At 52.0% G+C, this 23,825-nt stretch carries 25 protein-coding genes; 7 read left to right on the top strand and 18 right to left on the bottom strand.

All coding sequences use genetic code 11. From position 1 onward, the window contains the following. Positions 1-58: 58 nt before the first annotated feature. The 6 genes from mnmH to AC27KL_RS14605 all read right to left on the bottom strand — a co-directional run bounded on the left by mnmH (position 59) and on the right by AC27KL_RS14605 (position 6,597). Positions 59-1,138, bottom strand: coding sequence for a tRNA 2-selenouridine(34) synthase MnmH (mnmH, locus tag AC27KL_RS14630; protein WP_487170153.1), 1,080 nt, complete (start codon positions 1,136-1,138; stop codon positions 59-61). Positions 1,139-1,148: 10 nt separating this feature from the next. Then, the gene (gene selD, locus AC27KL_RS14625) at positions 1,149-2,198 is read right to left on the bottom strand and encodes a selenide, water dikinase SelD (protein WP_036709792.1); all 1,050 of its coding nucleotides are present in this window, start codon (positions 2,196-2,198) and stop codon (positions 1,149-1,151) included. A gap of 196 nt (positions 2,199-2,394) precedes the next feature. After that, positions 2,395-3,426: a M15 family metallopeptidase gene (locus AC27KL_RS14620; protein WP_487170152.1), complete on the bottom strand. Its 1,032-nt coding sequence runs from the start codon at positions 3,424-3,426 to the stop codon at positions 2,395-2,397. Positions 3,427-3,599: 173 nt separating this feature from the next. Further along, entirely contained in the window at positions 3,600-4,991 is a 1,392-nt protein-coding gene (ltrA, locus tag AC27KL_RS14615) for a group II intron reverse transcriptase/maturase (protein WP_487170151.1), read from the bottom strand. 499 nt (positions 4,992-5,490) lie between these two features. After that, the gene (locus AC27KL_RS14610) at positions 5,491-6,027 is read right to left on the bottom strand and encodes an NADPH-dependent FMN reductase (protein WP_036709793.1); all 537 of its coding nucleotides are present in this window, start codon (positions 6,025-6,027) and stop codon (positions 5,491-5,493) included. A gap of 204 nt (positions 6,028-6,231) precedes the next feature. Continuing rightward, positions 6,232-6,597, bottom strand: a complete 366-nt coding sequence (locus AC27KL_RS14605) for a globin domain-containing protein (RefSeq protein ID WP_445164800.1) — start codon at positions 6,595-6,597, stop codon at positions 6,232-6,234. A 506-nt stretch (positions 6,598-7,103) separates the two neighbouring features. On the opposite strand from AC27KL_RS14605, the gene AC27KL_RS14600 reads away from it, so the two are divergent. The 3 genes from AC27KL_RS14600 to AC27KL_RS14590 all read left to right on the top strand — a co-directional run bounded on the left by AC27KL_RS14600 (position 7,104) and on the right by AC27KL_RS14590 (position 9,200). Further along, positions 7,104-8,180, top strand: coding sequence for a P-loop NTPase (locus AC27KL_RS14600; protein WP_339324967.1), 1,077 nt, complete (start codon positions 7,104-7,106; stop codon positions 8,178-8,180). Positions 8,181-8,198: 18 nt separating this feature from the next. Then, positions 8,199-8,438, top strand: coding sequence for a DUF362 domain-containing protein (locus tag AC27KL_RS14595; RefSeq protein ID WP_036709799.1), 240 nt, complete (start codon positions 8,199-8,201; stop codon positions 8,436-8,438). Positions 8,439-8,555: 117 nt separating this feature from the next. After that, positions 8,556-9,200 (top strand): helix-turn-helix transcriptional regulator, encoded by a 645-nt coding sequence (locus tag AC27KL_RS14590; RefSeq protein WP_036709801.1) that lies wholly within the window; start codon positions 8,556-8,558, stop codon positions 9,198-9,200. A gap of 75 nt (positions 9,201-9,275) precedes the next feature. Here AC27KL_RS14590 and AC27KL_RS14585 read toward each other — a convergent pair whose 3' ends face one another. Together AC27KL_RS14585 and AC27KL_RS14580 are read right to left on the bottom strand one after the other, a co-directional pair. Next, complete coding sequence (locus AC27KL_RS14585) at positions 9,276-9,614, bottom strand: ArsR/SmtB family transcription factor (RefSeq protein ID WP_487170150.1); 339 nt, start codon at positions 9,612-9,614, stop codon at positions 9,276-9,278. Positions 9,615-9,616: 2 nt separating this feature from the next. Then, on the bottom strand, positions 9,617-10,042 hold the full coding sequence (locus AC27KL_RS14580) for an SRPBCC family protein (RefSeq protein ID WP_036709805.1): 426 nt from the start codon (positions 10,040-10,042) through the stop codon (positions 9,617-9,619). A gap of 271 nt (positions 10,043-10,313) precedes the next feature. Between AC27KL_RS14580 and AC27KL_RS14575 the strand changes: the two genes are divergently transcribed. Beyond that, a complete protein-coding gene (locus AC27KL_RS14575; RefSeq protein WP_339325145.1) occupies positions 10,314-10,760 on the top strand; it encodes a GNAT family N-acetyltransferase in 447 nt (148 codons plus the stop codon). Between the two features lie 112 nt (positions 10,761-10,872). On the opposite strand, the gene AC27KL_RS14570 is transcribed toward AC27KL_RS14575, so the two are convergent. The 3 genes from AC27KL_RS14570 to AC27KL_RS14560 are packed head-to-tail and all read right to left on the bottom strand — an operon-like array spanning position 10,873 to position 13,689. Next, positions 10,873-11,745, bottom strand: a complete 873-nt coding sequence (locus tag AC27KL_RS14570; protein WP_487170149.1) for a sugar phosphate isomerase/epimerase family protein — start codon at positions 11,743-11,745, stop codon at positions 10,873-10,875. Positions 11,746-11,776: 31 nt separating this feature from the next. Then, positions 11,777-12,634: a sugar phosphate isomerase/epimerase family protein gene (locus AC27KL_RS14565; protein ID WP_487170148.1), complete on the bottom strand. Its 858-nt coding sequence runs from the start codon at positions 12,632-12,634 to the stop codon at positions 11,777-11,779. Then, positions 12,631-13,689: a Gfo/Idh/MocA family protein gene (locus AC27KL_RS14560; RefSeq protein WP_339324971.1), complete on the bottom strand. Its 1,059-nt coding sequence runs from the start codon at positions 13,687-13,689 to the stop codon at positions 12,631-12,633. Before AC27KL_RS14560 ends, AC27KL_RS14565 begins: the two co-directional genes overlap by 4 nt. Before the next feature lie 162 nt (positions 13,690-13,851). On the opposite strand from AC27KL_RS14560, the gene AC27KL_RS14555 reads away from it, so the two are divergent. Further along, entirely contained in the window at positions 13,852-14,727 is an 876-nt protein-coding gene (locus AC27KL_RS14555) for an AraC family transcriptional regulator (RefSeq protein WP_036709818.1), read from the top strand. A 191-nt stretch (positions 14,728-14,918) separates the two neighbouring features. Further along, the gene (locus AC27KL_RS14550; protein WP_445164801.1) at positions 14,919-15,239 is read left to right on the top strand and encodes a DUF4190 domain-containing protein; all 321 of its coding nucleotides are present in this window, start codon (positions 14,919-14,921) and stop codon (positions 15,237-15,239) included. Between the two features lie 151 nt (positions 15,240-15,390). Here the strand turns inward: AC27KL_RS14550 and AC27KL_RS14545 are convergent, their stop codons facing one another. From AC27KL_RS14545 to deoR, 6 genes are all read right to left on the bottom strand, one after another. Continuing rightward, positions 15,391-16,692 carry a pyrimidine-nucleoside phosphorylase gene (locus AC27KL_RS14545; protein WP_487170147.1) on the bottom strand — a complete coding sequence of 434 codons (1,302 nt, stop codon included), beginning with the start codon at positions 16,690-16,692 and terminating at the stop codon, positions 15,391-15,393. Between the two features lie 45 nt (positions 16,693-16,737). Further along, positions 16,738-17,445 (bottom strand): purine-nucleoside phosphorylase, encoded by a 708-nt coding sequence (gene deoD, locus AC27KL_RS14540; RefSeq protein WP_036709826.1) that lies wholly within the window; start codon positions 17,443-17,445, stop codon positions 16,738-16,740. Positions 17,446-17,494: 49 nt separating this feature from the next. Continuing rightward, the gene (gene deoB / locus AC27KL_RS14535; RefSeq protein WP_487170146.1) at positions 17,495-18,676 is read right to left on the bottom strand and encodes a phosphopentomutase; all 1,182 of its coding nucleotides are present in this window, start codon (positions 18,674-18,676) and stop codon (positions 17,495-17,497) included. Positions 18,677-18,716: 40 nt separating this feature from the next. Beyond that, positions 18,717-19,898 (bottom strand): NupC/NupG family nucleoside CNT transporter, encoded by a 1,182-nt coding sequence (locus tag AC27KL_RS14530; RefSeq protein ID WP_339324975.1) that lies wholly within the window; start codon positions 19,896-19,898, stop codon positions 18,717-18,719. Positions 19,899-20,060: 162 nt separating this feature from the next. Then, a complete protein-coding gene (deoC, locus tag AC27KL_RS14525; RefSeq protein ID WP_212949666.1) occupies positions 20,061-20,732 on the bottom strand; it encodes a deoxyribose-phosphate aldolase in 672 nt (223 codons plus the stop codon). Positions 20,733-20,924: 192 nt separating this feature from the next. Then, positions 20,925-21,860, bottom strand: a complete 936-nt coding sequence (deoR, locus tag AC27KL_RS14520; RefSeq protein ID WP_036709837.1) for a DNA-binding transcriptional repressor DeoR — start codon at positions 21,858-21,860, stop codon at positions 20,925-20,927. Positions 21,861-22,157: 297 nt separating this feature from the next. Here deoR and coaA point away from each other — a divergent pair, with 297 nt between their 5' ends. Continuing rightward, positions 22,158-23,081: a type I pantothenate kinase gene (gene coaA, locus AC27KL_RS14515; protein ID WP_487170145.1), complete on the top strand. Its 924-nt coding sequence runs from the start codon at positions 22,158-22,160 to the stop codon at positions 23,079-23,081. Between the two features lie 38 nt (positions 23,082-23,119). Here the strand turns inward: coaA and AC27KL_RS14510 are convergent. After that, positions 23,120-23,825 (bottom strand): MMPL family transporter (locus AC27KL_RS14510; protein ID WP_487170144.1); only part of this gene is annotated, 706 nt, incomplete at its 5' end.

Here is a 23,825-nt window from a genome sequence, read left to right as displayed (position 1 = left end):
GAGAGCGCTCAGGCTCTCTTTTTTGTCAGTTACGCGGCATCAAAGCCGCTCGCCGATGCTACGCTCCCGGCTGTTCCTGCCGGCTCAAGCGATTCCGTGACGACAGCTTTCGAATGTGCTCTTCGACCAGCGGAACGGCCTGTTCCAGCGTATCGAAAGAAATCGGCTCCAGTTTTTGGAATTCCTCTCCGTAGGAAGATGCGGTGTGGGCGTATCTCGGATCATAATAATAGGCAAGCAATAACTCCACCGCGCGTTCGTAGTTCCCGGACAGCAGGCAAGTTTCGATTTCCTGGGCTACCGGCGTGTGGATGCGCGATTTGATCTGTCGAAATGCCTGCAAGCTTTGTTCGGCATGCTCGGTCGGACGGTAATCGTTAATGATGTTTCTTACGCGCAAATCCGTGGCGGCATCGAGCAGAATATGAGTGCCCTTTTCCTTTTTATCGATCAAAAACTCGGGCAAAATCACTTTGCCGATCCGTTTGCTTTCCGCTTCGATCAGGATAAACGGCTCGTGCCGGTATCGAAGCAGTTCCTCCAGAAGAAGCGCATCAAAGGTTTTTTGGTTATGGCTTCTCAGTCCGATTTCGCCAAAAATCGATCCCCGATGTCCGGCCAGACCTTCCAGGTCGACAACCGGATACCCTTTGTCCTTCAAGGTCCTCAAAATCTCCGTTTTGCCTGTTCCGGTATATCCGTGCAGCACGTAAACCTCCGGCGGAAATTCCATGGTCCCCAGCGTTTCGACCACCCATCTGCGATAAGCCCGGTAACCGCCGTCCAGCCGGTACACATGAATCCCCATCAACGAAAGCACGGTTGCCGTCGTCCGGCTCCGCATGCCGCCCCGCCAACAGAAAACCGCCTTGTTGCCCTGAATTTCGGCAAATTTCTTTACGAAAGCGGGCAGTTTGGCGGACATGATCTCGAGCCCGCGTTCTTTGGCGGTTTGGATGCTGACCTGCTTGTAAAGCGTTCCGATTTCGGCACGTTCCTCATCCGTAAAAAAGGGGATGTTGATGCTGCCCGGGATGGTCGATTCGGCATATTCGGAAGGCGATCGAACGTCGATCACCGTGATTTCGTTTTTCCCGCGAAGCTCATTCAGTTTCTCTATAGAAATGTCCTGGAACATAACAATCTCCTCATTCGATTACGATTTGTCCGCTGCCGCTTGCCGTAACCTCGCCGATGATTTTGGCTTCGACGCCGGCTTGCACGAGCTCCTCATGAAGTTTCTCTGCTTCGCTGCCGCTAACGGAAATCAACAGCCCGCCCGATGTGACGGCATCACACAAAATCCAGCGGTCGATTTGGTCCATCTGCTCAGGGAACCGAACGCTGTCTTTGACATGCTCGTAGTTGTTTTTGGAACCGCCGGGAACCATTCCTTGTTCCGCCAGCTCGCGGACTCGGGGAAGCACGGGCACGTCATCCTTGCGGATGCGGATCTCCACGCCGCTTCCTTTGGCCATCTCCAGCGAGTGGCCCATCAGGCCGAAGCCCGTCACGTCGGTGCAGGCATGGACGTCGTAACCTTCCATGACCTCGGCGGCCGTTTTGTTCAAGGTCGCCATCACTTGGGTTACCCGCGCGATTTCTTCGGCGTTGAGCTGGTCTTTTTTGATGGAAGTCGTCATGATGCCGACCCCGATCGGTTTGGTCAGGATGAGTTTATCCCCCGGCTTGGCTCCGGCGTTGCTGCGTACTTTATCAGGATGGACCAGACCCGTGACCGCTAAACCGAATTTCGGCTCTTTATCGTCGATGGAGTGGCCGCCTACCAACGTCGCTCCCGCTTCCTTGACTTTATCCCCCGCCCCGCGCAGGATTTCGGACAAAATCCGCTTGTCCAGCGTGGAGATCGGAAATGCGACGATGTTTAATACCGTTAAAGGTTTGGCCCCCATGGCATAGATATCGCTGATGGCGTTCGCTGCGGCAATTTGCCCGAAGGCGTACGGATCGTCCACGATCGGCGTGAAGAAATCCAGCGTTTGCACCAGCGCCAGCTCGTCGTTCAGTTTGTACACGCCGGCGTCATCGCTTGTATCCAGCCCTACGAGCAAATTCGGGTTCGGCTCGGCTGGAGGCAGATTGCGGAGCACCTGGCTTAAATCCGCCGGGCCGATTTTGCAGCCGCAGCCGCCTTTGCTAGAGAGGGAAGTCAATTTAACGCTGATATCGGAATCCATTCGTTTACACGACCTTTCGTCATAAATAGAATTATCGGATGAGTTACTTCATGTCCGTTCAGGATGAAGGCATGCCCCATTTAGATCGTACACATCCCCGGAAAAAAAGGCAAATGAAAGAACAGGACCCCGGGCGCACGCTGTGCATGCAGGAAGTCCTGTTTTTCGAATCCGTCCGCGTCACGGGTGACGCGAATTATTTGGATACGGGCACCGCTTGGCCGAAATACTGCTCCAGCGTCATATGGCGGCTCGTCACTTCATTGGCGATTTTGGCGCCGACGTAACGAAGATGCCAAGGCTCGTACTTATAGCCCGTAATCGAAGCTTTCCCTTCAGGATAACGGATGATAAATCCGTATTCATGCGCATGCTTAGCCAGCCATTTTGCCTCTTTCGTGCCGGCAAAACAACTTTCCGCGGCACATTTGCCCGTGATGCCGGATACGTCGATCGTCAGGCCGGTTTGGTGCTCGCTGTGCCCCGGACGGGCGCTGTACGTATCGGCCGCTTTTACGCCGTCCCGTTTTACGTAGTTGTTATACAGCGTCTTTTGGCGCGATTCGGAGCGGTAACCGGATACGCCCGCCAGCTGAACCCCGTCTTTTTTGGCGGCGGCAAACAGCTTTTCGAGCGCCGTCGCCGCCTCCTTGCGCATTTTGCGTTTGTCTGCCTTTTCCGAAAATATGAACGGAACGTTCGGATATACGAGATCCGGAGGAACGTAGCCGGCCGGGAGTCTGTACGTTTTGTTGACCAGCACAGCGATGCTTTCCGGATTGGAAACGACATGCTCCACGCTGTAAGAATTTATAAATCCTTTTCCTCCCGTTTTGCTCGTGCCGCTCCCGGCCTCGGAGTCCGCTTTGCCGGTTGATGACGATTTGCCCGCAGAAGCGTTTTGTGCAGGTTTCGCGGCCTGCTGCGTTTTCGCGCCTGTATTCATCGTGCCTGAACCGGCCTGATTCGGCGTTTCTCCTTGCTTGTCTGCGCTGCCGGACGTCAACGTGTCCTTGGTTTGCTGTTTGGCGGAATCCGCTGACGCCTTATCCCCATCATCCGCGCCGCTAACCGGCGATAGCGATGGTTGCGAATGTTGCTGCGCGAGCGCGGGCGGCTTTTCGACCACGGCGCCGTCGGCAGCCGGAGCATGATTTTTCCCCAAAGCCCAATAACCGCCTGCTACAATGAGCACCGCGGCAGCAAAGGTAACCATATACTTACGCATGAATGTGCATCTCTCCCCGTGTTCAAGCTTGCCTCTCTTTACAGTTCTTGGGTCATGCCAATCTTCGAATCTATCAATCTACTATTTCATTATAATCGAGTAGAAGGGGGCGGCAAACCCCCGTCCTCTCACACCACCGTACATGCGGGTCCGCATACGGCGGTTCCAAAAGGTTAACGAAGTTCCAAGTAACGAGAAAGCAAACTTTTCAGCCCTTTCGCTTCCCAATAGGTTGTCGGAAGGGCGTTATTTATGTTTCGGGACATTTCCCAAGCTCCTTTGCGGGAGTTGGCCATCATAAAAGCGGCCCATTCTGGCACGCCCAGGGCGCGGAGTTCTCGAATACGTGTACGCACTCGCTTCCATTGTTTCCATAAGCACATGCGCAGTCTTCTTCGAATCCATTTGTCGAATCTCTCGCAGTGGCCCTTGGCAGAAGCTATCCGGAAGTATCCAATCCATCCCATGAGGTAGCGGTTCAGTTTTAAAATTCGCTCTTCCATCGATATGGACCGGGAACGATTCGTTAGCTCCCGGACTTTCTCCTTCAATCGGGAGATCGTCTTAGGGGACAGACGAATCGTCGCCTGTCTATTCCTCAGAAAGCTAAAACCAAGAAATCTCCGATTCCACGGCCTGTCTACGGCACTTTTGTCCCGATTCACCTTCAGTTTCAACTTTCCTTCTACATAGTGAGTTATCGATCTCATGACACGTTCACCTGCCCGTTTGCTTGCGACAAAGATATTGCAGTCGTCCGCATAGCGGACGAAGCGCAAGCCTCGCTTGGTGAGTTCTTTATCCAGATCATCCAGCAGAATGTTTGCCAGCAGCGGACTCAGCGGACCGCCTTGGGGGGTTCCTTCCTCTGTCTTTTGGCAAACTCCGTTTTCCATCGCTCCGGCACTCAGGTAGGCTCGGATCAGCTTCAGTACTCGCTTGTCCTTCACCTTCCGCGCCACCCTTGCCATGAGCATGTCGTGATTCACTTGGTCAAAGAACTTCTCCAGGTCCAGATCTACGACCCATCTTCGGCCGCTTTGGATGTACCGCTGCGCTTGCTTCACCGCGTCATGCGCCCGCTTTCCGGGTCTGAAGCCGTAGCTGTACCACGAGAAGTCTGCGTCGAATATCGGATTCATCACTTGCAGAAGCGCTTGCTGGAGGAAACGGTCCATCACGGTCGGGATGCCCAGCAGCCGTACGCCGCCTCCGGGTTTGGGGATTTCCACCCGTTTGACTGGCGCCGGCCGGTAGGTTCCCGCCAGAAGTTCGGCTTTCACCGTTTCCCAGTGGGTTTTCAGGTAAGCTTGTAGCTCGGCTACCGTTACGCCGTCCACACCAGGAGCTCCCCCGTTTTGAACCACTCGTTTGTAGGCGAGCCGAAGGTTATTTCCTTCGAGCATCTTCTCCAGCAAGTCGTTTTGATCTTCGCGAGGGAAAGGGGCGACTTGTGCCGGTGAAGAGCTCGGCGCTCCAACATACCCTTGCGGCTTCACCGCTCCTCTTTGTCGGCAGCTCCCTTGCGGGATATTCGGCTTTCTTTGCTCCTCACTCGAACGCATCGGTTTCCTCTCTCCTTTCGGTTCGGTCCTTCCGCTTTCCGGCGTCCCGTACTCACGTACTATGACCTCTGCTGACTCCTGCGGGTTCAGCGCAACCTCTCGGTTACGGTTACGAAGTGACTTCGCATTTTTTTTCCTCCCGCAGGCCTCCCCAGATAAGAACGTCATCTTTCCGCCCGCGCCCACTGGAGTTTACAGAAATAGCTCTTGGCGGCTTGGGATTTCGCTGTGTTCGGGCAGCTCATCCGGCTATCCCTGCCTCAAATCCAGTTCGTGTACCTTGGCCCGTGCTTTTGCCTCCGGCTTCCTTCAGATTCTGCCTCGCGGCAGACACCCTTGCCCTTGGCTAACGGTAGGCGCTCGCCAGCCCCCGTTCGGGACTTTCACCCTAGAGATGACGCCCATGCTGGGCGTACCGACAAAAAGCGACCTGATCAAAGGATTGATCAGGTCGCTTTGGCGAATTCCATGTCGATCTATGTAAATTTCCGGCTGTCTTTTAAGACTTCAGCCGTTTTTGCATAAATACAAGCTCTGCAGCAAGTCTTTCAATCCGCTCCAACACGTTGGGATCATGAATTTCCTTAAACTCGTTAAAATGATCGTCATGCACGTAAACATAACCGGGCGCCACATAGGATCTGAAATAACCGGCGATCGGCTTCAGCTGATTTTCGATCACGAGATAATGCTGGTACGTTCCTCCCGTCGCCACGAATCCGATGACTTTTTGCTGCAGCGCGGACTGCGGAATCAAGTCGAACAGATTTTTGAGCACGCCCGACATGGAGGCTTGATAGATCGGGGTTCCGATCAGGCAAAAATCGCTGGAAATGACGGCGTCGATCACTTTTTTGGTGTCCCCCGTATACGCGGACGGATCCCTCCCGTCGCAAAATTGCACGTCGTAATCTTTCATATCCAGCAATTCGGTTTCGATTTCAGGATCTATTTTTTTGACTTCTTCCAGTACTTTTTGTACGACAATGGCCGTTTTGCTGCCGATGATCGCACCTGATATTCCAACCAGCTTCATGAAGGCAGTCTCCTTTTCGTGCGAGGACGCTGCAAAATGGACGGTTCGCATGGACCCGTTATTTGCAAAGCCTCGTGTATGATGTTCGCTTTATTTTGCCGGTACCGGGAGTATCCTTCAGCCGTTGAATGCCGTTGCCATTGGATGCTTACGCTTCCATCGTATTCCCTTTCCGTCAAAAACGAAAGCTTGTCGATCGTTCCGTTACATGTCGTCTTCTTGTTCGTCCGTGTTGACGAAGAAATAGGCGGTCATGGCTAAACGTTCCATCATCTGCTCCCGGAGCGCGGAGTCCTCCACGACCTCATCCATGGCCTGCTGCATGCAGCTGAGCCAAGCCGTCGCCCGGTCGGGCGTGATCGGAAAACGAATATGCCTTGCCCTCATGCGGGGATGCCCTTCTTTCATCGTGTAGAGCTGCGGTCCCCCGAAATACTGCGTCAGGAACATCTCCTGCTTTTCCATGACGGGCGTGATGTCTTCCGGAAACAGCGGAGCAAGCAGCGGATGCTTTATCACTTTCGGATAAAACGCTTCGACGATCGCGCGTATGGTTGGCGCCCCGCCCATCAATTCGTAATAGGACACCGGCCGCCGCGCGGATTCCCCCGTTTGCGACGCGTTTCCTTGATTATGGTCTGAGTTCATGAAGAAAATGAATCCTCCTTCCGGTAAATGCAAATGAATGTATCCATATTCCGGATCAGCCAAAAACTGCAATGCAAGCTTTGGGATCCGGCTATTTTTCATACAGGGAACGGTCCGCTTAAACAGCGTACCCTGGTTTTCCCCATCCTAATTAGTATACATAAATGTATATTAATTATTATAATCCTTTAAACCCTTTGTCAAGTACGGATCATGAATATCCTTTTACTTTTTATACATATATGTTGACTATATGCGTTGCGTGTTCTACAATTACCGTGTCCTGACTTGTACGCGCGGACGTTTCCGATCCTTTTTCTTGGCCTCCCCATACACGGTGATGCAATGTCAAGATAACCCGGTAAGGTTTGCGATATTATGGACATACTTTGTTTTAAAGATCGAAGTGGATTGAAGGTGAGAAAATTTTGACGAAGGATGATCTGGTTGCTGCGATCGCTCATATCAAAGACGAGGAGCGCCAGCTGCCGCTCACGGAGATCGGACTGATCCGGGACATTACCACGAACAAGGATCATGCCGCAATGACCGTGCTTCTCCCCCCGGATTCCGTATCGCGGGAGCAGGAGCTGAAGGAGCAAATTACCCGTGCGGTGCAAAAGACAGGAATTACCGATGTTCATATACGCTTCAAACCTATTTCAAATGAAGAAAAAAATGATATTATAGCTATTAAGCTTAATAAATCGGTGCGCCGCGCCCCGACGCTGATGAATTCCCCGCTGCTTTCCGCGGATTCCGGCGTGACTTTCATCGCCATAGCGAGCGGCAAAGGCGGCGTCGGAAAATCTACCGTCACGGTCAATCTTGCAAGAGCTTTGGCTAAGCAAGGCAAGCGGGTGGGTATCATTGACGCGGATATCTACGGACACAGCATTCCGGAAATGCTGGGAATCAAAGAGCTTCCGCAAAAGCAAGGAAACCGGATCGCTCCTGTGGAGAGCCATGGCATGAAGGTGATCTCGACGGGATTTTTCGTTCAAGGCAATAAGCCCGTCGTCTGGAGAGGCCCGATGCTCGGCAAAATGCTCGGCACGTTCCTGAACGAAGTGGATTGGGGTACCCTGGATTATATCATCTTGGATCTTCCGCCGGGAACCGGCGACGTTGCGCTTGACGTTCATAACCGGATTCCGCAGTGCGCAGAAATCGTGGTGACCACGCCTCATAAAACGGCCCACCATGTGGCAGCCCGTGCCGGCGAAATGGCGCTGCAGACGAACCATCCCATTCTTGGGGTCATCGAAAACATGTCCTATTTCACCGATCCCGAGGGAAGACGGCATTACCTTTTCGGACGCGGCGGCGGGCAGAGGCTTGCCGATGAGCTGAAGACGAAGCTGCTCGCGGAGGTGCCGATTCAATCGGCCGATACGCCGGATGAAGCCGATGCGGCTTCAAACCTGTTTGACGAAAACAGCGAACAGTGGCATATTTTTATGGATTTGGCATCAAATATCATAAACAACAAACTAGCGAACTAATTTGAAAGGGTGACAGAAATGGCATACGTTATTACCTCGGCTTGCATGGATGAAAAAGCTGCCGATTGCGTGGATGTTTGTCCAGTAGATTGCATCGAGGAAGGTCCTGACCAATATTACATCGACACCGACATTTGCATCGAATGCGGAGCATGCGAAGTGGCTTGCCCGGTCGGCGCGGTATATTATGACGCGGATTTGCCTGAAGAAGAAAAAGGGTTCCTCGAAAAAGCCGAAAACTTCTTCAAAAATAGATAAGCTGATACACCAACGATACATTTCGAGTGATTGCAGCCTGTTGATCTTTCGTGTCGGCAGGCTGTCTGCACTTCGCACCCGAGCTTCAGGAAAAAAGCAGAACAGGCGGTGATGAAAATGAACCAACAACTGGATATTTCAACCCGGGACAAAATCCTGCAGCTGCTGAAAACCAAAGGCGAGCTCAGTGCAAAAGAGATTACCGAGTTCATCGGAATCACAAGCATGGCCGTACGCAGGCATATCAACACGCTCGAAAAGGAAGGATTGATCGAATCGAAAACGATTCGGCAGCCGATGGGCCGCCCTACCGCGATTTATCATTTGACGGATCAGGCGGAATCCTTTTTCCCGAACAAATACCATACGTTAACGCTGGATTTGCTTGGCGAGCTTGAATTGGACGCCGGCTCCGGGATGGTCGACCGTTTATTCGAACGGCGCAGCGAATCGCTGCAAAGGAACCATGCGGCAAAGATGCAAGGCAAGACGTTCGGCGAAAAAGTCGCCATCTTGGCGGAAATCCAGAACGAAAACGGGTATATGGTCGAGCTTGAACAAAACGGCGAAGACGAATATGCACTGATGGAATACAATTGCCCGATTTCGCAAATCGCGAAGAAATACAACCACGCCTGCACCTGCGAAATGAAAATGTTCGAATCCCTGCTGGGGGCCGAAGTAGTTCGTACCGAATGCCTGGCCCAGGGCGACAAGAAGTGCGCATACACGCTTAAAAATAAAAAGAAAACCTCGCAATGAACCGGACCCTTGCGTCCGGAGGCCGTTCGCCTGTCAAGGAATGCAGCCTGGTTCATGCGAGGTTTTTTTATGGAATCAGACAGGATCATCCGGGCGGTCCGATTCCACAAAAAATTGCAAAGCAGCCATTTTGTTTTCCCAGAAGCGCTCGAAATAGGCGCACCACTCTTTGATCTCCTGCAGCGGCTTCGGGTCAAGGCTGTACCTGTTTTCTCTCCCGACCCTTCTCTCTTTTACGAGTCCCGCCTCCGACAAAATGCGGAGATGTTTGGACACGGCCGTCCGGCTCATCGGAAAATAGCCGCTGATGACCGTCACGGGCATTTCTTTCCCGGCTAGAAGCTTCAGCAGCTGTCTGCGCGTCGGGTCGGCAATCGCCTGAAAAACGTCGTGTTTGGCTTGCGCTTCCCCCATGGTTACCCCTCGACGTACGCGCCCAGTTTTTGATGCAGACCGGCCCAGCCTTTGTCCATCACGCCGCGAACGATCGGATGAGGTTGCCCAAACTCCGTCAGTGTATGCTCGTTCCAGCCGGAATGAATGATCGTAATTTCGGTTTGATCCCCCAGATCCTTCAATTCAAACGTCAGCGTCCAGTCTTTCCCCCACCGGAACGCGATTTTGCGGGGTTCGTCCACTTCCGTCACTTTGCACGGAGACATTCCATAGGGGCCCGCATTCAGCTGAAATTCATGGCCAACGACCGGCTCGAGATCATTGGGCATAAACCATGCCGACAGCCCTTCCGCCGTAGCGACGGCCTTCCATACCTTCTGGATCGGCGCCTTAAACACGCCGGTATACCGTATATCGGGCAAAGCCCCTTGTTTTTCATGTTCCATTGTTGATCCCTCCCGATTTTTATACCCAAATGCGAAACCTTTTGGTTTCATTTATTGTTTATTATATACAACCGTTTGGTTTCATATCAAGTCCAATTTTTGCCTGGGACCGTTAACCTGTATTTAAAAATAGATTCCCTCTCATTCGGTACCCTGTCGGCCTCTTTTTATTGCATTTACAACAAAACATAATTTCTATATACTTGTCATTGACGTTGAAGTCATGATGACTATTTTATCAAAAACATAAATCCGGAGAGGGTTGAAAATGATGCATTCAAAAAGAATTACACAATCCGAGGAACTAGAGGCTGCTTTCTTAATAAGAAAGAAAGTGTTTGTTGAAGAACAAGGTGTGCCACTCTCAGACGAGTTTGATGAATTTGATACGCTGGATGGAGATTGTGAACATCTGCTCGCCTACTACGATGGACAACCCGTTGGCACGGGCCGGATCCGCGCTCTTGATGGAGTGGGCAAATTAGAACGTATTTGTATTTTAGAACCTTACCGCAAATTGGGGATTGGAAAGAAAATCATTTCAGGGTTGGAAGAAATCGCGCTTGAAAAGGGGCATCAACAAGTGAAATTACACGGGCAAACTCAGGCAGAGGGATTCTATAAAAAGCTTGGTTACCGGACTTCATCAGCTGAATTCATGGAGGATGGTATTCCCCATATGTTAATGGTCAAAAATCTTGAAACTTCCTTCATTTAAAAACAATTCCAAGGGTCATCTACTATCAAAACACAAAAAAGCCGCAACAATGCGGCTTTTAAAGTGTAATGTTCGCTTCGTCTTCCCGTTTTTCGCCGTACGACGCTTCGCATTAACCTCTGAACTGTTTCAAAAATTGCACGGCTTTGGAAATGTCGGCTTCCGGATCTTCGCCCACTTCGCGTTCGATCGTCAAATATCCGGCATAACCGATGTCTTCGAGCGCCTTCAAATATTCCGTCCAGTTGACGCTGCCTTCGCCAAGCGGAACTTCGCGGAAATATTGGCCTTCGCCTGGAACGAACGTGTTGTGTTCGTTGACGGGCGCATCGTAGCCGAGGGACTCGTAAATGTAATGCGCCGGTACCTCGCGCAAACGGATGCCGTCCTTCGCATGGGTGTGCACAATGTAATCCTTCAGGTTGTATACGCCCTGCGCAGGATCGTCTCCCGTCACCATGACCATGTTGGCCGGGTCGAAGTTGACGGATACGCCTTTAGAGCCGAGACCGTCAAGGAATTCCTTCAATCTTGCCGAAGGCTCCGGACCGGTTTCGATCGCAAAGTAGGCGTTCATGCTGGTTGCGTACGATGCGAGCTCTTCGCAGGCTTCATGCATGTTTTGATAAATCTCGCTGTTTCTATCTTCCGGCACGATTCCGATATGCGTCGTCACGACGGAAGTGCCCAGCTCGACGGCCAGATCGAGAATCCGTTTCGATTTCTCGATTTTTTCCGCGTTTACGCTTTTGTCCTGGAATCCGTAGCCGCCCAAATCGCCGACAAGCGCGGAAATTTCCAGACCAAGCGACGCAATGTACTCCTTCAGTTCTTTTCGCTGCGCAGCAGAGAGGTTTGCCGGGTCCATCTCGCCGCTTACGGCATAAATCTGAACGCCGTCCGCCCCGACCTTTTTAGCCCGCTGCAGGCCTTCTCTCACGCCTACGCGAAAGCTGTCTACAATAACGCCGATTTTATTGTTCATTACCACTGACTCCCTTCCGTATTCGTTTGATTTACGCTTCGTTCCAGAAGCGCTTTACGTTTTCCAATCCGATGCGCGTTCCTTGGACCGCATCTTCCATCCCCTCGAATTCGATGGACAAATATCCGTTATAACCCGACGCCTTGATCAGGCGGATCGATTCGCGCAGGTTGATGTCTCCGTGTCCGGCGATCGCCCCTCTCAAGTAATTGCCGCCGGCCGTTTTGAACCAGCCTTCGCCCGGATCCTTGGATGCATGGCGCAGGTAAAAGTCCTTGATATGAACCATGGATGCAAACGGCAGATTGTTGCGGACGGCAATGACCGGATCCTCGTCGACGCACATGAAGTTTCCGACGTCGAGCGTCGTCTTGAAATTCGGACGGTCCACGGCGTGAACCAGCGCCTGCACGCGGTCGCTTGCTTGAATGTAATACCCGTGGTTTTCAACGCTTGTCGTAATGCCGTACTGCGCCGCATAGTCCGCAACTTGGCGGCAGGCTTCGGCCAAGCGTGGAAGCTCGCTGTTGAACTGCTTGATGGAAGTGTCGCTGCGGCCTGCCACGTCATGGCGCATCAGCTTCACGCCCAAACGGGCGGCGACGTCCACTTCTTTCTTGACGCGTTCGACTTCCTTGGCGATCTCCTCGTCGCCGTCGACGCCGAAATTGGCGTAAATCGCATAGTTGGAAACTTCGATGCCCACTTCCTTCGCTTTAGCGACGATTTGGTCCGTCAATTCGGGATTGTCGGTCAGCGAATAACCGATCGGCACGATTTCCACATGCTCCCCGCCGATTTCCGCGATTTTCTCGATGGCCTCGAGAATGGTCATTTTGCCTTCATGCACGGGACGGTACAAACTATATGTGCTTACTCCCACTTTCATAGCTGGATTTCGACTCCTTTTTCGGCGGATTCGTAAATGCCCGTCAATATTTTCATCAATTCCAATCCGTCTTCGACCGGGCTCATCGGCTCCCTGTTGTTTTGGATATTAAGGATGAACTGATCGATTTCGTTTTGGAACGCGGCTGCGAAGTTAAAGCCTTTGTTGTCGATCTGCGGCTCGATGTTGACCATCACATCGTTCTTTTCGGTCACGATCACCACCTCCGGATCGATTTCAAATCCGCCTTTGGTGCCATAAATGCGAACTCCTGCTTCATCCTTTTTCGCGTGCAGGGAGAAGCTGACGTCAACCATCAGCGATGCGCCGTTTTCAAAACGGATCAAAGCATTCGCCAAATCCTCCACCGTATTTTTGCTTGCGTCATAGTCGGCAGCCTTGTAGAAGGACAGATGCTTCACGTTCGAACGGTTGCCAAGCTTGTGATAAACGTTCCCTGAAACCGATTTCACTTTTGGTCTGCCCAGCATGTACCAGCACAGGTCAATGACGTGCACGCCGATGTCGATCAGCGGTCCGCCGCCGGAACGTTCTTTGTCCGCGAACCATCCGCCAGGGTTGCCGAGACGGCGCAAAATCGATGCTTTGGCATAATACAGCTCGCCGAATTCGTCTTTTTGGATGAATTCCTGCAGAAGGCCGATGTTCGGGTCATACCGGCGCACGAAGCCGACTTGCAGCAGCTTGTCGCTGGAACGGACCGCTTTTTGGACGTTCAGCGCCTCTTCCACGGTGCGGCACAGCGGCTTTTCGACCAGGACGTGTTTGCCTGCCTGGATCGCGGCGATGCTGATTTCCGCATGGGAGTTGTTCCATGTGCAGATGCTGACGGCGTCGATTTCAGGGTTCGCGAGAAGCTCGTTGTAGTCCGTATATGTGTGCGCTGCGCCGTATTTTTGTGCGGCCGCCTTCGCTCGTTCTTCATTCAGGTCGCAGATGGCCACGATTTCGGCATCCGGGTTTTTTTGATACGAATTCATGTGCGACTCGGAAATGGAACCTGCACCGATGATGCCCACTTTGATTTTGCTCATTCGCATTCAACGCTCCTTTTGATTCATTCTCATCTTTTGGATTGATTGGGAAGTGCTTCGATAGATGTTTTGTATATATTGAATTATAATGTTTCTAGTTAAGTCTGCCATGCAAAGCCTTGCTCTTTATTTGTATAATTGTGCGATTTTGAGGTGACCGATATGGAAAGACCCCTTTCTCTGCAAGAACCGATGGATATGCCGAACCGCTTTTTCCCGATCAAAGTCCATTACACGACGACCAAAGAATACGGAATGACGCTCTTTAACCATCATTGGCACAATCATCTCGAATTCCTCTATTTCACCAAAGGATCCGCCATGATCGAGCTGAATTCCGTTCCGTACGAGGTTCGCGAGGGGGATCTGGTCGTCATAAACAGCAACGATCTGCATTACGGCGTCAGCCAATGCGACGATTTGGTCTATTATGCGATGATCCTTGACATCAAGCTGCTCCATAGCCACTCGATCGATGCGATCGAAACCAAATTCATCACGCCGATTTCGCAGAATCGGATTTTGTTCGCCAGCAAAATTACCGGCGACGCCGAAATCATCAGCTGCATATCCTCCCTTATCGAGGAGCTGAACCAGCGCGAGCTGGGATACGAGTTATCGATCAAGTCGTATTTGTATCGAATCCTGACCATTTTGCTGCGCCGATACGGAACGAATAAACTGTCCACGGAAGAAGACCATCAGCGCCTGAAGAACCTGGAGCGGTTCACGCCCGTTTTTCAATATATCGAGGAGCATTACCCTGAGGATCTGAGCGTCGATCAGCTCGCCGGGCTTGCGGGCCTCAGCCGGTTTCATTTCAGCAGATTGTTCAAAGAGCTGACCGGGCGCACCATTACGGACTATATTAATACGCTGCGGATCAACAAATCAGAATACCTGCTGCGCAACTCGCGCATGAACATTTCCGAAATCGCGTTATCGACCGGTTTTAAGGATATTTATTATTTCAGCCGCTCGTTCAAGAAATATAAGCATGTTTCGCCAAGCGAAATGCGCAAAAACTTCCATATTTAATGTAAAAACGATAGGATTCCTGGTCGAAAACAGAATTTGTCGAATGAAATTTAGGATTTTGCATGGTCAATCTCCTTTTTTCTGGGTATAATAGTTCTGAATGTTTGATATTTTATACATAAAGTATCATTTTGAGGAGGAACATATCTTTGGATCCATATTCATCCGAACAATTTAACCAGTTTCAACAAATGCCGCCGATGCAGCCGCCGAAGACCAACGGCAAGGCGATCGCAGCCCTCGTGCTCGGCATTCTCAGCCTGATGATCCCGTACGTGGGCCTGATCCTCGGCATTATCGCGATCGTCCTGGCCTGCCTCTCCTTCAAGGAGATCAAGCAGAGACAAGAAGGCGGACGCGGCCTGGCCATCGGCGGACTCGTTTGCGGCATTATAGGCACGGCCTTATATGGAATCATTATCATCATCCTCGTCATTGCCCTCATGGCCATCGGCGCTACCGACAGCTATTATGATGTACTTTCGTCGATTCCGCCTTTGACAACGGCATAATAACGAAAAAAAGGATTGAAGCATGCGCTTCAATCCTTTTTTTTGGATTCGCTCGATAAAACAGCGTTCGCCGTTATAATCCAGGAGAGACAAAAAGAGCTGCCCCGGCCTTGAAGACCTTGGGCAGCTCTGCTGCATAAAGGAATCCTTATTATTCCGTCACCGTACCGTAAATCAATACAGGGGCTTCGGCATGGTCGGCGATGCTGATGTTGTCGTAAATTTTGTTCATGACATCATCAACGTTTTCGCGATTGGCATGGATCGTCACGAGCGATTCGCCTTTTTTCACGCGATCTCCGATTTTTTTGTTCAGCATCAGGCCGACGGCCAGATCGATTTCCGATTCTTTGGTCGCGCGTCCCGCTCCAAGCCACATGGCCGCCGTACCGATTTCGTCAGCGACGATTTCCGCGACGACGCCGTCTTCCTTCGCAGGAACCTCGATTTGATACTTCGCTTGCGGGAGCAGTTCGGGATGATCCACGACATCCGGATTGCCGCCTTGGTTGCGGATGAATTCCTTGAATTTCTCAAGCGCTTTGCCGTTTTTGATGACTTCCTTCAGCATTTCTTCCGCTTCTTCCAACGAGTTCGCCTTCTTCGCCAGATAAACCATTTGACGACCAAGTGCCAGGCACAATTCCTCGAGGTCTTTCGGCCCTTGGCCTTTCAGCGTATCGATCGCCTCTTTGACCTCAAGGGAGTTGCCGATGGCGAAACCAAGCGGCTGGCTCATGTCGGAGATGACGGCCATCGTGTTCCGTCCGACATTGTTGCCGATGCTGACCATCGCGTGCGCAAGCGCCTTCGCGTCATCGACGGTTTTCATGAAAGCGCCGGCTCCCGTTTTGACGTCCAGCACGATCGCGTCGGAGCCTGCGGCGATTTTTTTACTCATGATGGAGCTCGCAATAAGGGAAATCGAATCGACCGTCCCCGTGACGTCGCGAAGCGCATACAGCTTCTTGTCCGCGGGGGTCAGGTTGCCGGTTTGGCCGATGACCGCGATTTTATGTTTGTTGACCAGCTCCACGAATTCCTCGCGTTCGATTTCCACGTGGAAGCCTTCGATGGACTCCAGCTTGTCGATCGTTCCGCCGGTATGTCCCAGGCCGCGGCCGGACATTTTGGCTACCGGGATATCCAGCGCCGCGACGAGCGGTGCAAGCACCAATGTCGTCGTGTCGCCCACGCCGCCCGTGGAGTGCTTATCGACCTTGATCCCTTCGATTTCGGACAAGTCGATCGTATCGCCGGAATGAACCATGGCCATCGTCAAATCCGCCCGCTCCCGCTGGGTCATGTCTTTAAAGAAAATCGCCATCGCCAAGGCACTGACCTGGTAATCTGGAATTTCCCCTTTGGTATAGCCTTCTATGATGAAATTGATTTCTTCCGTTGTCAATTCTCCGCCGTCACGTTTCTTTTCAATCAAGTCGACCATTCTCATAGGTAGCAATGCCTCACTTTCAAAAGTTAATGATATTATTCCGGCTTACAACGTGATAGCCGTTTCGAGCGCGACTTCCATCATATCGTTGAACGTCGTCTGGCGTTCTTCCGCGGTCGTTTCTTCCCCTGTCAACAAATGGTCGCTGACGGTGAGCAGCGTAAGCGCGTTGACGCCGAATTTGGCGGCAAGCGTATAAAGCGCGGTCGTTTCCATTTCCACGCCGAGAATGCCGTGCTGCATCAGCTTTTCAACGACGGATTTGTCGTCGCGGTAGAAGATGTCCGAGCTGAAGACGTTGCCGACATGCAGCTTGAGGCCTTTTTCCACGCCTTTCTCATAAGCCGTTTTCAGCAGCTGGAAGCTGGCGATCGGGGAGAAGTCATAGCCGCCGAAATAATGGCGGTTTGCGCCGGAATCCGTACAAGAAGCCTGGGCCAAAATGACGTCGCGTACATGCACGTCTTTCTGCATGCTGCCGCAAGTGCCGACGCGCATCAGGTTTTTAACGCCGTATTCATTGATCAGTTCGTTCACGTAAATGCTGATGGACGGAATACCCATTCCCGTGCCTTGAACGGAAACGCGCTTTCCTTTATAAGTCCCCGTAAATCCGAGCATGCCTCGAACTTCGTTGTAGCAGGTCACATCCTGCAGGTACGTTTCCGCGATGAATTTTGCACGCAGCGGATCTCCAGGCAGCAGAATCGTTTCCGCGATATCTCCGGTTTTGGCTCCAATATGAGTACTCATGAATATGTCCTCCTGACAAGTGTTTATTATGGATAAAATAGGTTGCGAATTATTTCAAATCTTTAAGGAAGCTGGTGCCGTATTCCGGCATAGTCACGCCGAAGTTGTCCGCTACCGTTGCGCCGATGTCGGCGAACGTGTTGCGGAGTGCAAGCTCGCTGCCGCCGTTCTTGAAACGCGGAGAATACACGATCAAAGGCACGTACTCGCGGGTATGGTCCGTGCCGCGGTACGTCGGATCGTTGCCGTGGTCCGCGGTGATGATCAGCAGATCGTCGTCGGTCATTTTCGCGAAAACTTCCGGCAGGCGCGCATCGTAATCCTCAAGCGCTTGACCGTACCCTTGCGGATCGCGGCGGTGTCCGTACAGCGCGTCGAAATCGACCAGGTTCAGGAAGCTGAGACCGGTAAAGTTTTGGTCCATCGTTGCGATGAATTTGTCCATGCCGTCCATGTTCGAAGACGTGCGAATCGCTTCGGTTACGCCTTCCCCGTCATAAATATCGGAAATTTTCCCGAGGGCGATGACGTCGAAGCCACCGTCCTTGAGCTCGTTCATGACCGTGCGGTTAAACGGCTTCAGCGCATAATCGTGGCGGTTGGCCGTGCGCTTGAAAGAACCCGGCTGTCCAACGTAAGGACGCGCGATGATGCGGCCCAGCATGTAAGGATCGTCCAAAGTGATCTCGCGGCAGAACTCGCAAATTTCGTAGAGTTCCTTCAGCGGAATCACTTCTTCATGCGCGGCGATCTGCAGCACGGAGTCGGCCGAAGTGTAAACGATGAGCGCCCCGGTCTTCATTTGCTCTTCGCCAAGCTCGTCGATGATGGCCGTTCCGCTCGCCGGCTTGTTGCCGATGACCTTGCGTCCGGTTTTTTCTTCGATGCGCTTGATCAGCTCGTCCGGAAATCCGTCGGGGAACACGCGGAACGGCGTATCGATGTAGAGGCCCATAATTTCCCAGTGTCCGGTCATCGTGTCTTTGCCTGCGGATTTCTCCTGCATTTTCGTGTAATAGGCGAGCGGCTTATCCGCTTTGTCGACGCCCTGGATTTCGCGAATGTTGGAAAGGCCGAGCTTGCCCATATTCGGCATGTTCAATCCTCCGCGTTCTCTGGCGATATGCCCGAGCGTGTCGACGTCAAAATCGTCGAATTGCGCGGCGTCCGGCGCCTCGCCGATTCCTACCGAGTCCATGACGATCAAGTGTACGCGTTTAAATTCTGCCATTCATGATCACTCCTTCGTAATTGAGTATAACGTATCTATTTTACAAAAACACGCCGGCAATCGTTGCGGACAGCACGCTGACAAGCGTCGCTCCGTACAGCAGCTTGAGGCCGAAACGCGCAACCACGTTGCCCTGCTTCTCGTGAAGTCCCTTCACCGCGCCTGCAATGATGCCGATCGAGGAGAAGTTCGCAAACGAAACGAGGAACACCGATACGATGCCGACGGCGCGGGCGGACATAGCCGTATGTTTGCCGAGCTCGAGCATGGCGACAAATTCGTTGGATACCATTTTGGTAGCCATGATGCTGCCTGCTTCCACGGCCTCCTTCCAAGGCACGCCCATCACGAAGGCAAACGGAGCGAAGACGTAACCGAGCAGTTCCTGGAAAGTGATGCCGAAGATGCCGTTAAAGATGCCGTTGATCATCGCGATCAGCGCGACGAAACCGATAAGCATCGCTGCAACGGTAATCGCGACCTTGAACCCGTCCATAATATATTCCCCGAGCATCTCGAAGAACGACTGCTTTTCGGACTCCTCCTGAACTTCCAGACTGTCTTCCTCAGGCGTCACTTTATAAGGATTCAGGATGGAAGCGATGATAAATCCACCGAACAGATTCAGAACGAGCGCCGTCACGACGTATCTCGGGTCGATCATGGTCATGTACGCACCGACGATGGACATCGAAACCGTGGACATTGCGGATGCGCAAAGCGTGTACAAGCGGTGCTTCGGCAGCGCGCCGATCTGTTTTTTGACGGAAATGAACACTTCGGATTGCCCCAAAATGGCCGAGGCCACGGCGTTGTAGGATTCCAGCTTGCCCATGCCGTTGATCTTGCTGAGCACGAGGCCGATGAGCCGAATGATAATCGGAAGCACTTTGATGTACTGCAAAATTCCGATCAGGGCCGAAATGAAGATGATCGGCAGCAGCACGCCCAGGAAGAACGGAGCTTGTCCTTCGTTCGCTATTCCGCCGAATACGAAGTTGATGCCTTCCGCGGCATAATCCAGCAAGTTTTTGAAAATATCCGAAAATCCTTTAATCAGCGCGGTTCCGACAACCGTATTCAGCAAAATGAATGCCAGAATGAGCTGAAGAATGATCATGATGATCAATGGGCGATAGCGAATACCACGTTTGTTATTGCTGGCGACAAAAGACAGTGCAAACACGACGAGTAATCCCAATACCGCAATCAAATATTTCATGGCTGTCTCCCTAGGTTGAATTTTGTATGAAGATCCGTATGAATAAGGCTATGAAAAATCGTTTTCATAAAGCGCTTCCAGACGATTCATGAAAAAGCGGAGCATGGATGTTTCGCCTCTCCGCTTTGCGTCCAGGCTGCTGACGCCGCCCGGTTTGAAGCATTAGTAGGAAGACGTCGACTGGCCGCCCTCCATAATTTTTACGCCGGAGCTCGCTCCGATGCGGGTAGCGCCCGCTTCGATCATTTTGTTCATGTCTTCCAAGCTGCGGACTCCTCCGGAAGCTTTCACGCCAACGTTCGGGCCGACCGTCTGACGCATCAAACGGACATCCTCCGGCGTCGCGCCTCCCGTGGAAAATCCGGTCGAGGTTTTCACGAAATCTGCACCCGCTTTCACGGACAAGCGGCTGGCGCGCTCCTTCTCTTCATCCGTAAGCAGGCAGGTTTCGATAATGACTTTTACAAGCGCTTTCCCTTTGGCTGCGTCAACGACGGCTTTGATATCCTGCTCCACGAAATCGTCCTGCTTGTCCTTCAGAGCCCCGATATTAATGACCATGTCGACTTCGGTTGCGCCGTTTTCGATCGCATTTTGCGTTTCGAACGCCTTCACGGCCGATGTGGTTGCTCCCAGAGGGAACCCGATGACCGTGCACACTTTTACTTTCGTGCCGCTTAACTGCTCGGCGGCATATTTAACCCATGTCGGGTTTACGCATACAGAAGCAAATTCGTATTTTTTCGCTTCTTCCGTCAATTTTTGAATTTCGCTTTGGGTTGCATCCGCGCGAAGCAACGTATGATCGATCATACCTGCAAGATTTGTCATCATGTCATCTCCTTCAAGAATAATTACCCAAAAATATTGCGCTTTCTTTCCTTGCTGCAGAAATATCATAACACTCGCCAGAACATATGTAAACACTGTCTTGAAATTATGTTCATGGCGGTTTTGTGGCATTCACCAGCCTATTTTGCTCAAAAAAAATCTGCCATATGTATCTATGGCAGATTTTGAAATCCTTTAAACCGTCAGGGCTTGGGCCGTGAACTGGTCCGTGATCAAAATGTTCGCGTACCCTCCGGCCAATGCCGCGCGGATCGCATCCACCTTGCTTTGCCCGCCGGCAACCAGGATGGACTTTTCCTTTTTCCGCAATTCGTGCAAATCGATGCCGACCGTCCGGTTGTTGATCTCCTCGCTGCAGATGTTGCCGTCCTTGTCGAAAAAACGGGAAGAGATATCGCCGACGCCTTTTTTCTTCAGCAGCTTTTGCTCCTCATCGGTAAAATAACCGAGCCTGAACAGCAGCGCATCCTCCCTTACCGTCCCGACCGTAAACACGGCAATGTTCGCTTGCTTGCCCAGCTCGATGATCCTGCTGATGTGCCGGTCTTCTTCCACGATGCGTTTCAAGGCGATATTATCGAAAATGACCGGAAGCGGAAGGTAGCGGGCCACCGTTTGATAAGCTTCGGCAAATAAATTGACCGTATCCGCCGCGTACGTGTTGACGTGGGAGTGGCTGACGCCTCCCTTGAGCTGGACGACTTCGACTCCCCTGACGCTTTTGGGCTGCAGCTGCTTCGCCACCGCAAACATCGTCGTCCCCCAGGTTACGCCGATAATATCTTTGTCCTGAACGTTGTCGTACAAATAATCGGCGGTTTGTTTGGCGATATGCTTTTGAATTTCTTCATAAGTATTCAGGGGAGAATAACAGACCTGGACGGTATCCAGCCCGTATTTCTGTTCCAGCTTTTTCGATAAAATATGGGAGTCTTCCTGCGGATCCACGATCTCGATTTTGACGTACCCCTGCTCCTTCGCGAACTGCAGCAGCCTCGATACCGTCGGACGGGACACGCCGAGCCGCTGCGCGATGTCCTGCTGGCTGAAATCCGATTGATAGTAAAGTCTCGCAGCTTCAATCGACAATCGTTGTTTTTCTATGTCCATTCTTTGATCATCACCCGTCTTTTCTCTCTCTTACGTCATGAGCCGTTCGTCTCGCGCGCCGTATCGTGCAATTCCCCGATCGCTTGCCTGATTCCTTTTTGCAAGATATGCTTTTTCCGGCGCCGTTTATTTGTTAAGATAGTTATTGTGAATTTTTCCGTCACAATCAGTATAACAAAAATAGTCGATGAACGTACATCGTCAAAGACAAGGCCGGCCTTCGACCACAAGGATGGACTTTAAAAACGAAACCTGCGGATTGCAGCCGGGGCCGGGCCCGATAGAAAGTGAGCGATCATGAAAAATACATATTCCCCGTACTTTGAATTTGACCGGAACGCATGGGCGTTGTCCCGGGATTTGCCCTCTCTCACGATATCGGAAGAAGAGTTCGAAGAGTTAAAGGGCTTAAACGAAAAAATTTCGATCGAAGAGGTATCCGCCGTATATTTGCCGCTTGCGCGGCTGATCCATTTATACGTCACCGCTTTTGCGCAGCTTCAATCGAAGATGAGTTCGTTTTTGAGCGTCCCTGCGCCGAAAGCCCCGTTTGTCATCGGCATAGCAGGCAGCGTCAGCGTAGGCAAAAGCACCACCGCCAGATTGCTGCAAACGCTTTTATCCCGCTGGCCCGAGCACCCCAAGGTCGATCTGGTGACGACCGACGGTTTTCTGTACCCCAACCGGGTGCTTGAAGCCAAAGGCATCATGAACAAAAAGGGCTTTCCGGAAAGCTACGACATCAACAAACTGATGCATTTTATCAGCAGCGTCAAGTCCGGCGAACCCGCCCTTCACGCTCCGTTATATTCCCACTTCGAATATGACGTTCTGAAGGACCGCACGCAACTTGTGGACCGGCCCGATATTTTGATCGTCGAAGGGATCAACGTGCTGCAGGTGAACACCAGCGAGCCGTTTTTCGTCAGCGACTTCTTTGATTTTTCCATCTATATCGATGCCGACGAAGAGAACATCCGCAAGTGGTACATCGAAAGGTTCCTGCTGCTCCGCGATTCGGCCTTCCAGGACCCCCGTTCGTATTTCCACAAATACGCGACGCTCTCGGAGGAAGAAGCGATCGGCACCGCGGCCAAAATCTGGCAGGACATCAACGCCAAAAACCTGCACGAAAATATTTTGCCGACGAAGGAACGGGCCAAACTGATCATCAAAAAAGGCTCGGACCATTTGATCGAAAAAGTGATGCTTCGCAAATAACGGATTCGAATCCTCGAATAACGGGTGCCGCCTGCGTCCTAATGCGGACGAAACCAGGTCGGCGCCCACCAATTATATATCCCCAGCAGCTTCATCAAGGACGGCACCACAAGCAGCCGGAGCAGCGTAACGTCAATCCATACGGCAGAAGCGATGCCGGCGCCGAGCTGCCTAACCCCTTCCACCTCTCCAAAAGCAAACGGCAGCGTGACCGCAATCAGAATGGCTGCTGCAGCCGTAATGAGCTTTCCCGTAGAAGCCAATCCTTCTTGGATGGCAACATCCACTTGTCCCGTTTCCCGGAAGGCTTCGCTCATCCGCGACAGCAGAAACACCCCGTAATCCATGCTTACGCCGAAAACCAAACCAAAAACAAACACGGGAACCATGACGGCGATCTCCCCCGGCGATGAACCCGCCAACCCGCTCTGAAACACGATCACCAGGACGCCGAACGAGGCCGCGATGGTGAGCAGGTTCATAACAACCGCCTTCACCGGAATCAACACCGAACGGAAAGCCGCAAACAACACCAGCATATTGGTGATGACGATAAAAGTAAGCATGCGGGGCAATGCACCGGCAATCGCGTCGATGACCTCCTGCCGGGATTTGGCTTCGCCCCCGAGAAGCACGCGGATGCCTGATTGTCCGGCCTCTTTTTCCAGGCTTCGCAGCCAGGTATGGACCTCCGCCGAGCCCGGCTCTCCCATGTAAGAAATCCGGTAGAAGACTGTATTTAAA

The organism is Paenibacillus sp. YAE3, from assembly GCF_057546105.1.
Note: the sequence above shows the minus strand (reverse complement) of the source record. Positions and strands in the feature narration are given on the sequence as shown.

What these genes read in the sequence shown, in the direction of transcription:
- deoC (WP_212949666.1), bottom strand. Translation starts at nt 20,732, where the DNA reads ATGATGACAAATCTTGCAGGTATGATCGATCATACGTTGCTTCGCGCG.
- AC27KL_RS14595 (WP_036709799.1), top strand. Translation starts at nt 8,199, where the DNA reads ATGGCATACGTTATTACCTCGGCTTGCATGGATGAAAAAGCTGCCGAT.
- AC27KL_RS14555 (WP_036709818.1), top strand. Translation starts at nt 13,852, where the DNA reads ATGGAAAGACCCCTTTCTCTGCAAGAACCGATGGATATGCCGAACCGC.
- selD (WP_036709792.1), bottom strand. Translation starts at nt 2,198, where the DNA reads ATGGATTCCGATATCAGCGTTAAATTGACTTCCCTCTCTAGCAAAGGC.
- AC27KL_RS14565 (WP_487170148.1), bottom strand. Translation starts at nt 12,634, where the DNA reads ATGAAAGTGGGAGTAAGCACATATAGTTTGTACCGTCCCGTGCATGAA.
- AC27KL_RS14590 (WP_036709801.1), top strand. Translation starts at nt 8,556, where the DNA reads ATGAACCAACAACTGGATATTTCAACCCGGGACAAAATCCTGCAGCTG.
- deoD (WP_036709826.1), bottom strand. Translation starts at nt 17,445, where the DNA reads ATGAGTACTCATATTGGAGCCAAAACCGGAGATATCGCGGAAACGATT.
- AC27KL_RS14575 (WP_339325145.1), top strand. Translation starts at nt 10,314, where the DNA reads ATGCATTCAAAAAGAATTACACAATCCGAGGAACTAGAGGCTGCTTTC.
- deoR (WP_036709837.1), bottom strand. Translation starts at nt 21,860, where the DNA reads ATGGACATAGAAAAACAACGATTGTCGATTGAAGCTGCGAGACTTTAC.
- AC27KL_RS14570 (WP_487170149.1), bottom strand. Translation starts at nt 11,745, where the DNA reads ATGAACAATAAAATCGGCGTTATTGTAGACAGCTTTCGCGTAGGCGTG.
- AC27KL_RS14610 (WP_036709793.1), bottom strand. Translation starts at nt 6,027, where the DNA reads ATGAAGCTGGTTGGAATATCAGGTGCGATCATCGGCAGCAAAACGGCC.
- AC27KL_RS14530 (WP_339324975.1), bottom strand. Translation starts at nt 19,898, where the DNA reads ATGAAATATTTGATTGCGGTATTGGGATTACTCGTCGTGTTTGCACTG.
- AC27KL_RS14620 (WP_487170152.1), bottom strand. Translation starts at nt 3,426, where the DNA reads ATGCGTAAGTATATGGTTACCTTTGCTGCCGCGGTGCTCATTGTAGCA.
- deoB (WP_487170146.1), bottom strand. Translation starts at nt 18,676, where the DNA reads ATGGCAGAATTTAAACGCGTACACTTGATCGTCATGGACTCGGTAGGA.
- coaA (WP_487170145.1), top strand. Translation starts at nt 22,158, where the DNA reads ATGAAAAATACATATTCCCCGTACTTTGAATTTGACCGGAACGCATGG.
- AC27KL_RS14550 (WP_445164801.1), top strand. Translation starts at nt 14,919, where the DNA reads ATGCCGCCGATGCAGCCGCCGAAGACCAACGGCAAGGCGATCGCAGCC.
- AC27KL_RS14585 (WP_487170150.1), bottom strand. Translation starts at nt 9,614, where the DNA reads ATGGGGGAAGCGCAAGCCAAACACGACGTTTTTCAGGCGATTGCCGAC.
- ltrA (WP_487170151.1), bottom strand. Translation starts at nt 4,991, where the DNA reads ATGCGTTCGAGTGAGGAGCAAAGAAAGCCGAATATCCCGCAAGGGAGC.
- AC27KL_RS14580 (WP_036709805.1), bottom strand. Translation starts at nt 10,042, where the DNA reads ATGGAACATGAAAAACAAGGGGCTTTGCCCGATATACGGTATACCGGC.
- AC27KL_RS14605 (WP_445164800.1), bottom strand. Translation starts at nt 6,597, where the DNA reads ATGGGCGGGGCGCCAACCATACGCGCGATCGTCGAAGCGTTTTATCCG.
- AC27KL_RS14545 (WP_487170147.1), bottom strand. Translation starts at nt 16,692, where the DNA reads ATGAGAATGGTCGACTTGATTGAAAAGAAACGTGACGGCGGAGAATTG.
- mnmH (WP_487170153.1), bottom strand. Translation starts at nt 1,138, where the DNA reads ATGTTCCAGGACATTTCTATAGAGAAACTGAATGAGCTTCGCGGGAAA.
- AC27KL_RS14560 (WP_339324971.1), bottom strand. Translation starts at nt 13,689, where the DNA reads ATGAGCAAAATCAAAGTGGGCATCATCGGTGCAGGTTCCATTTCCGAG.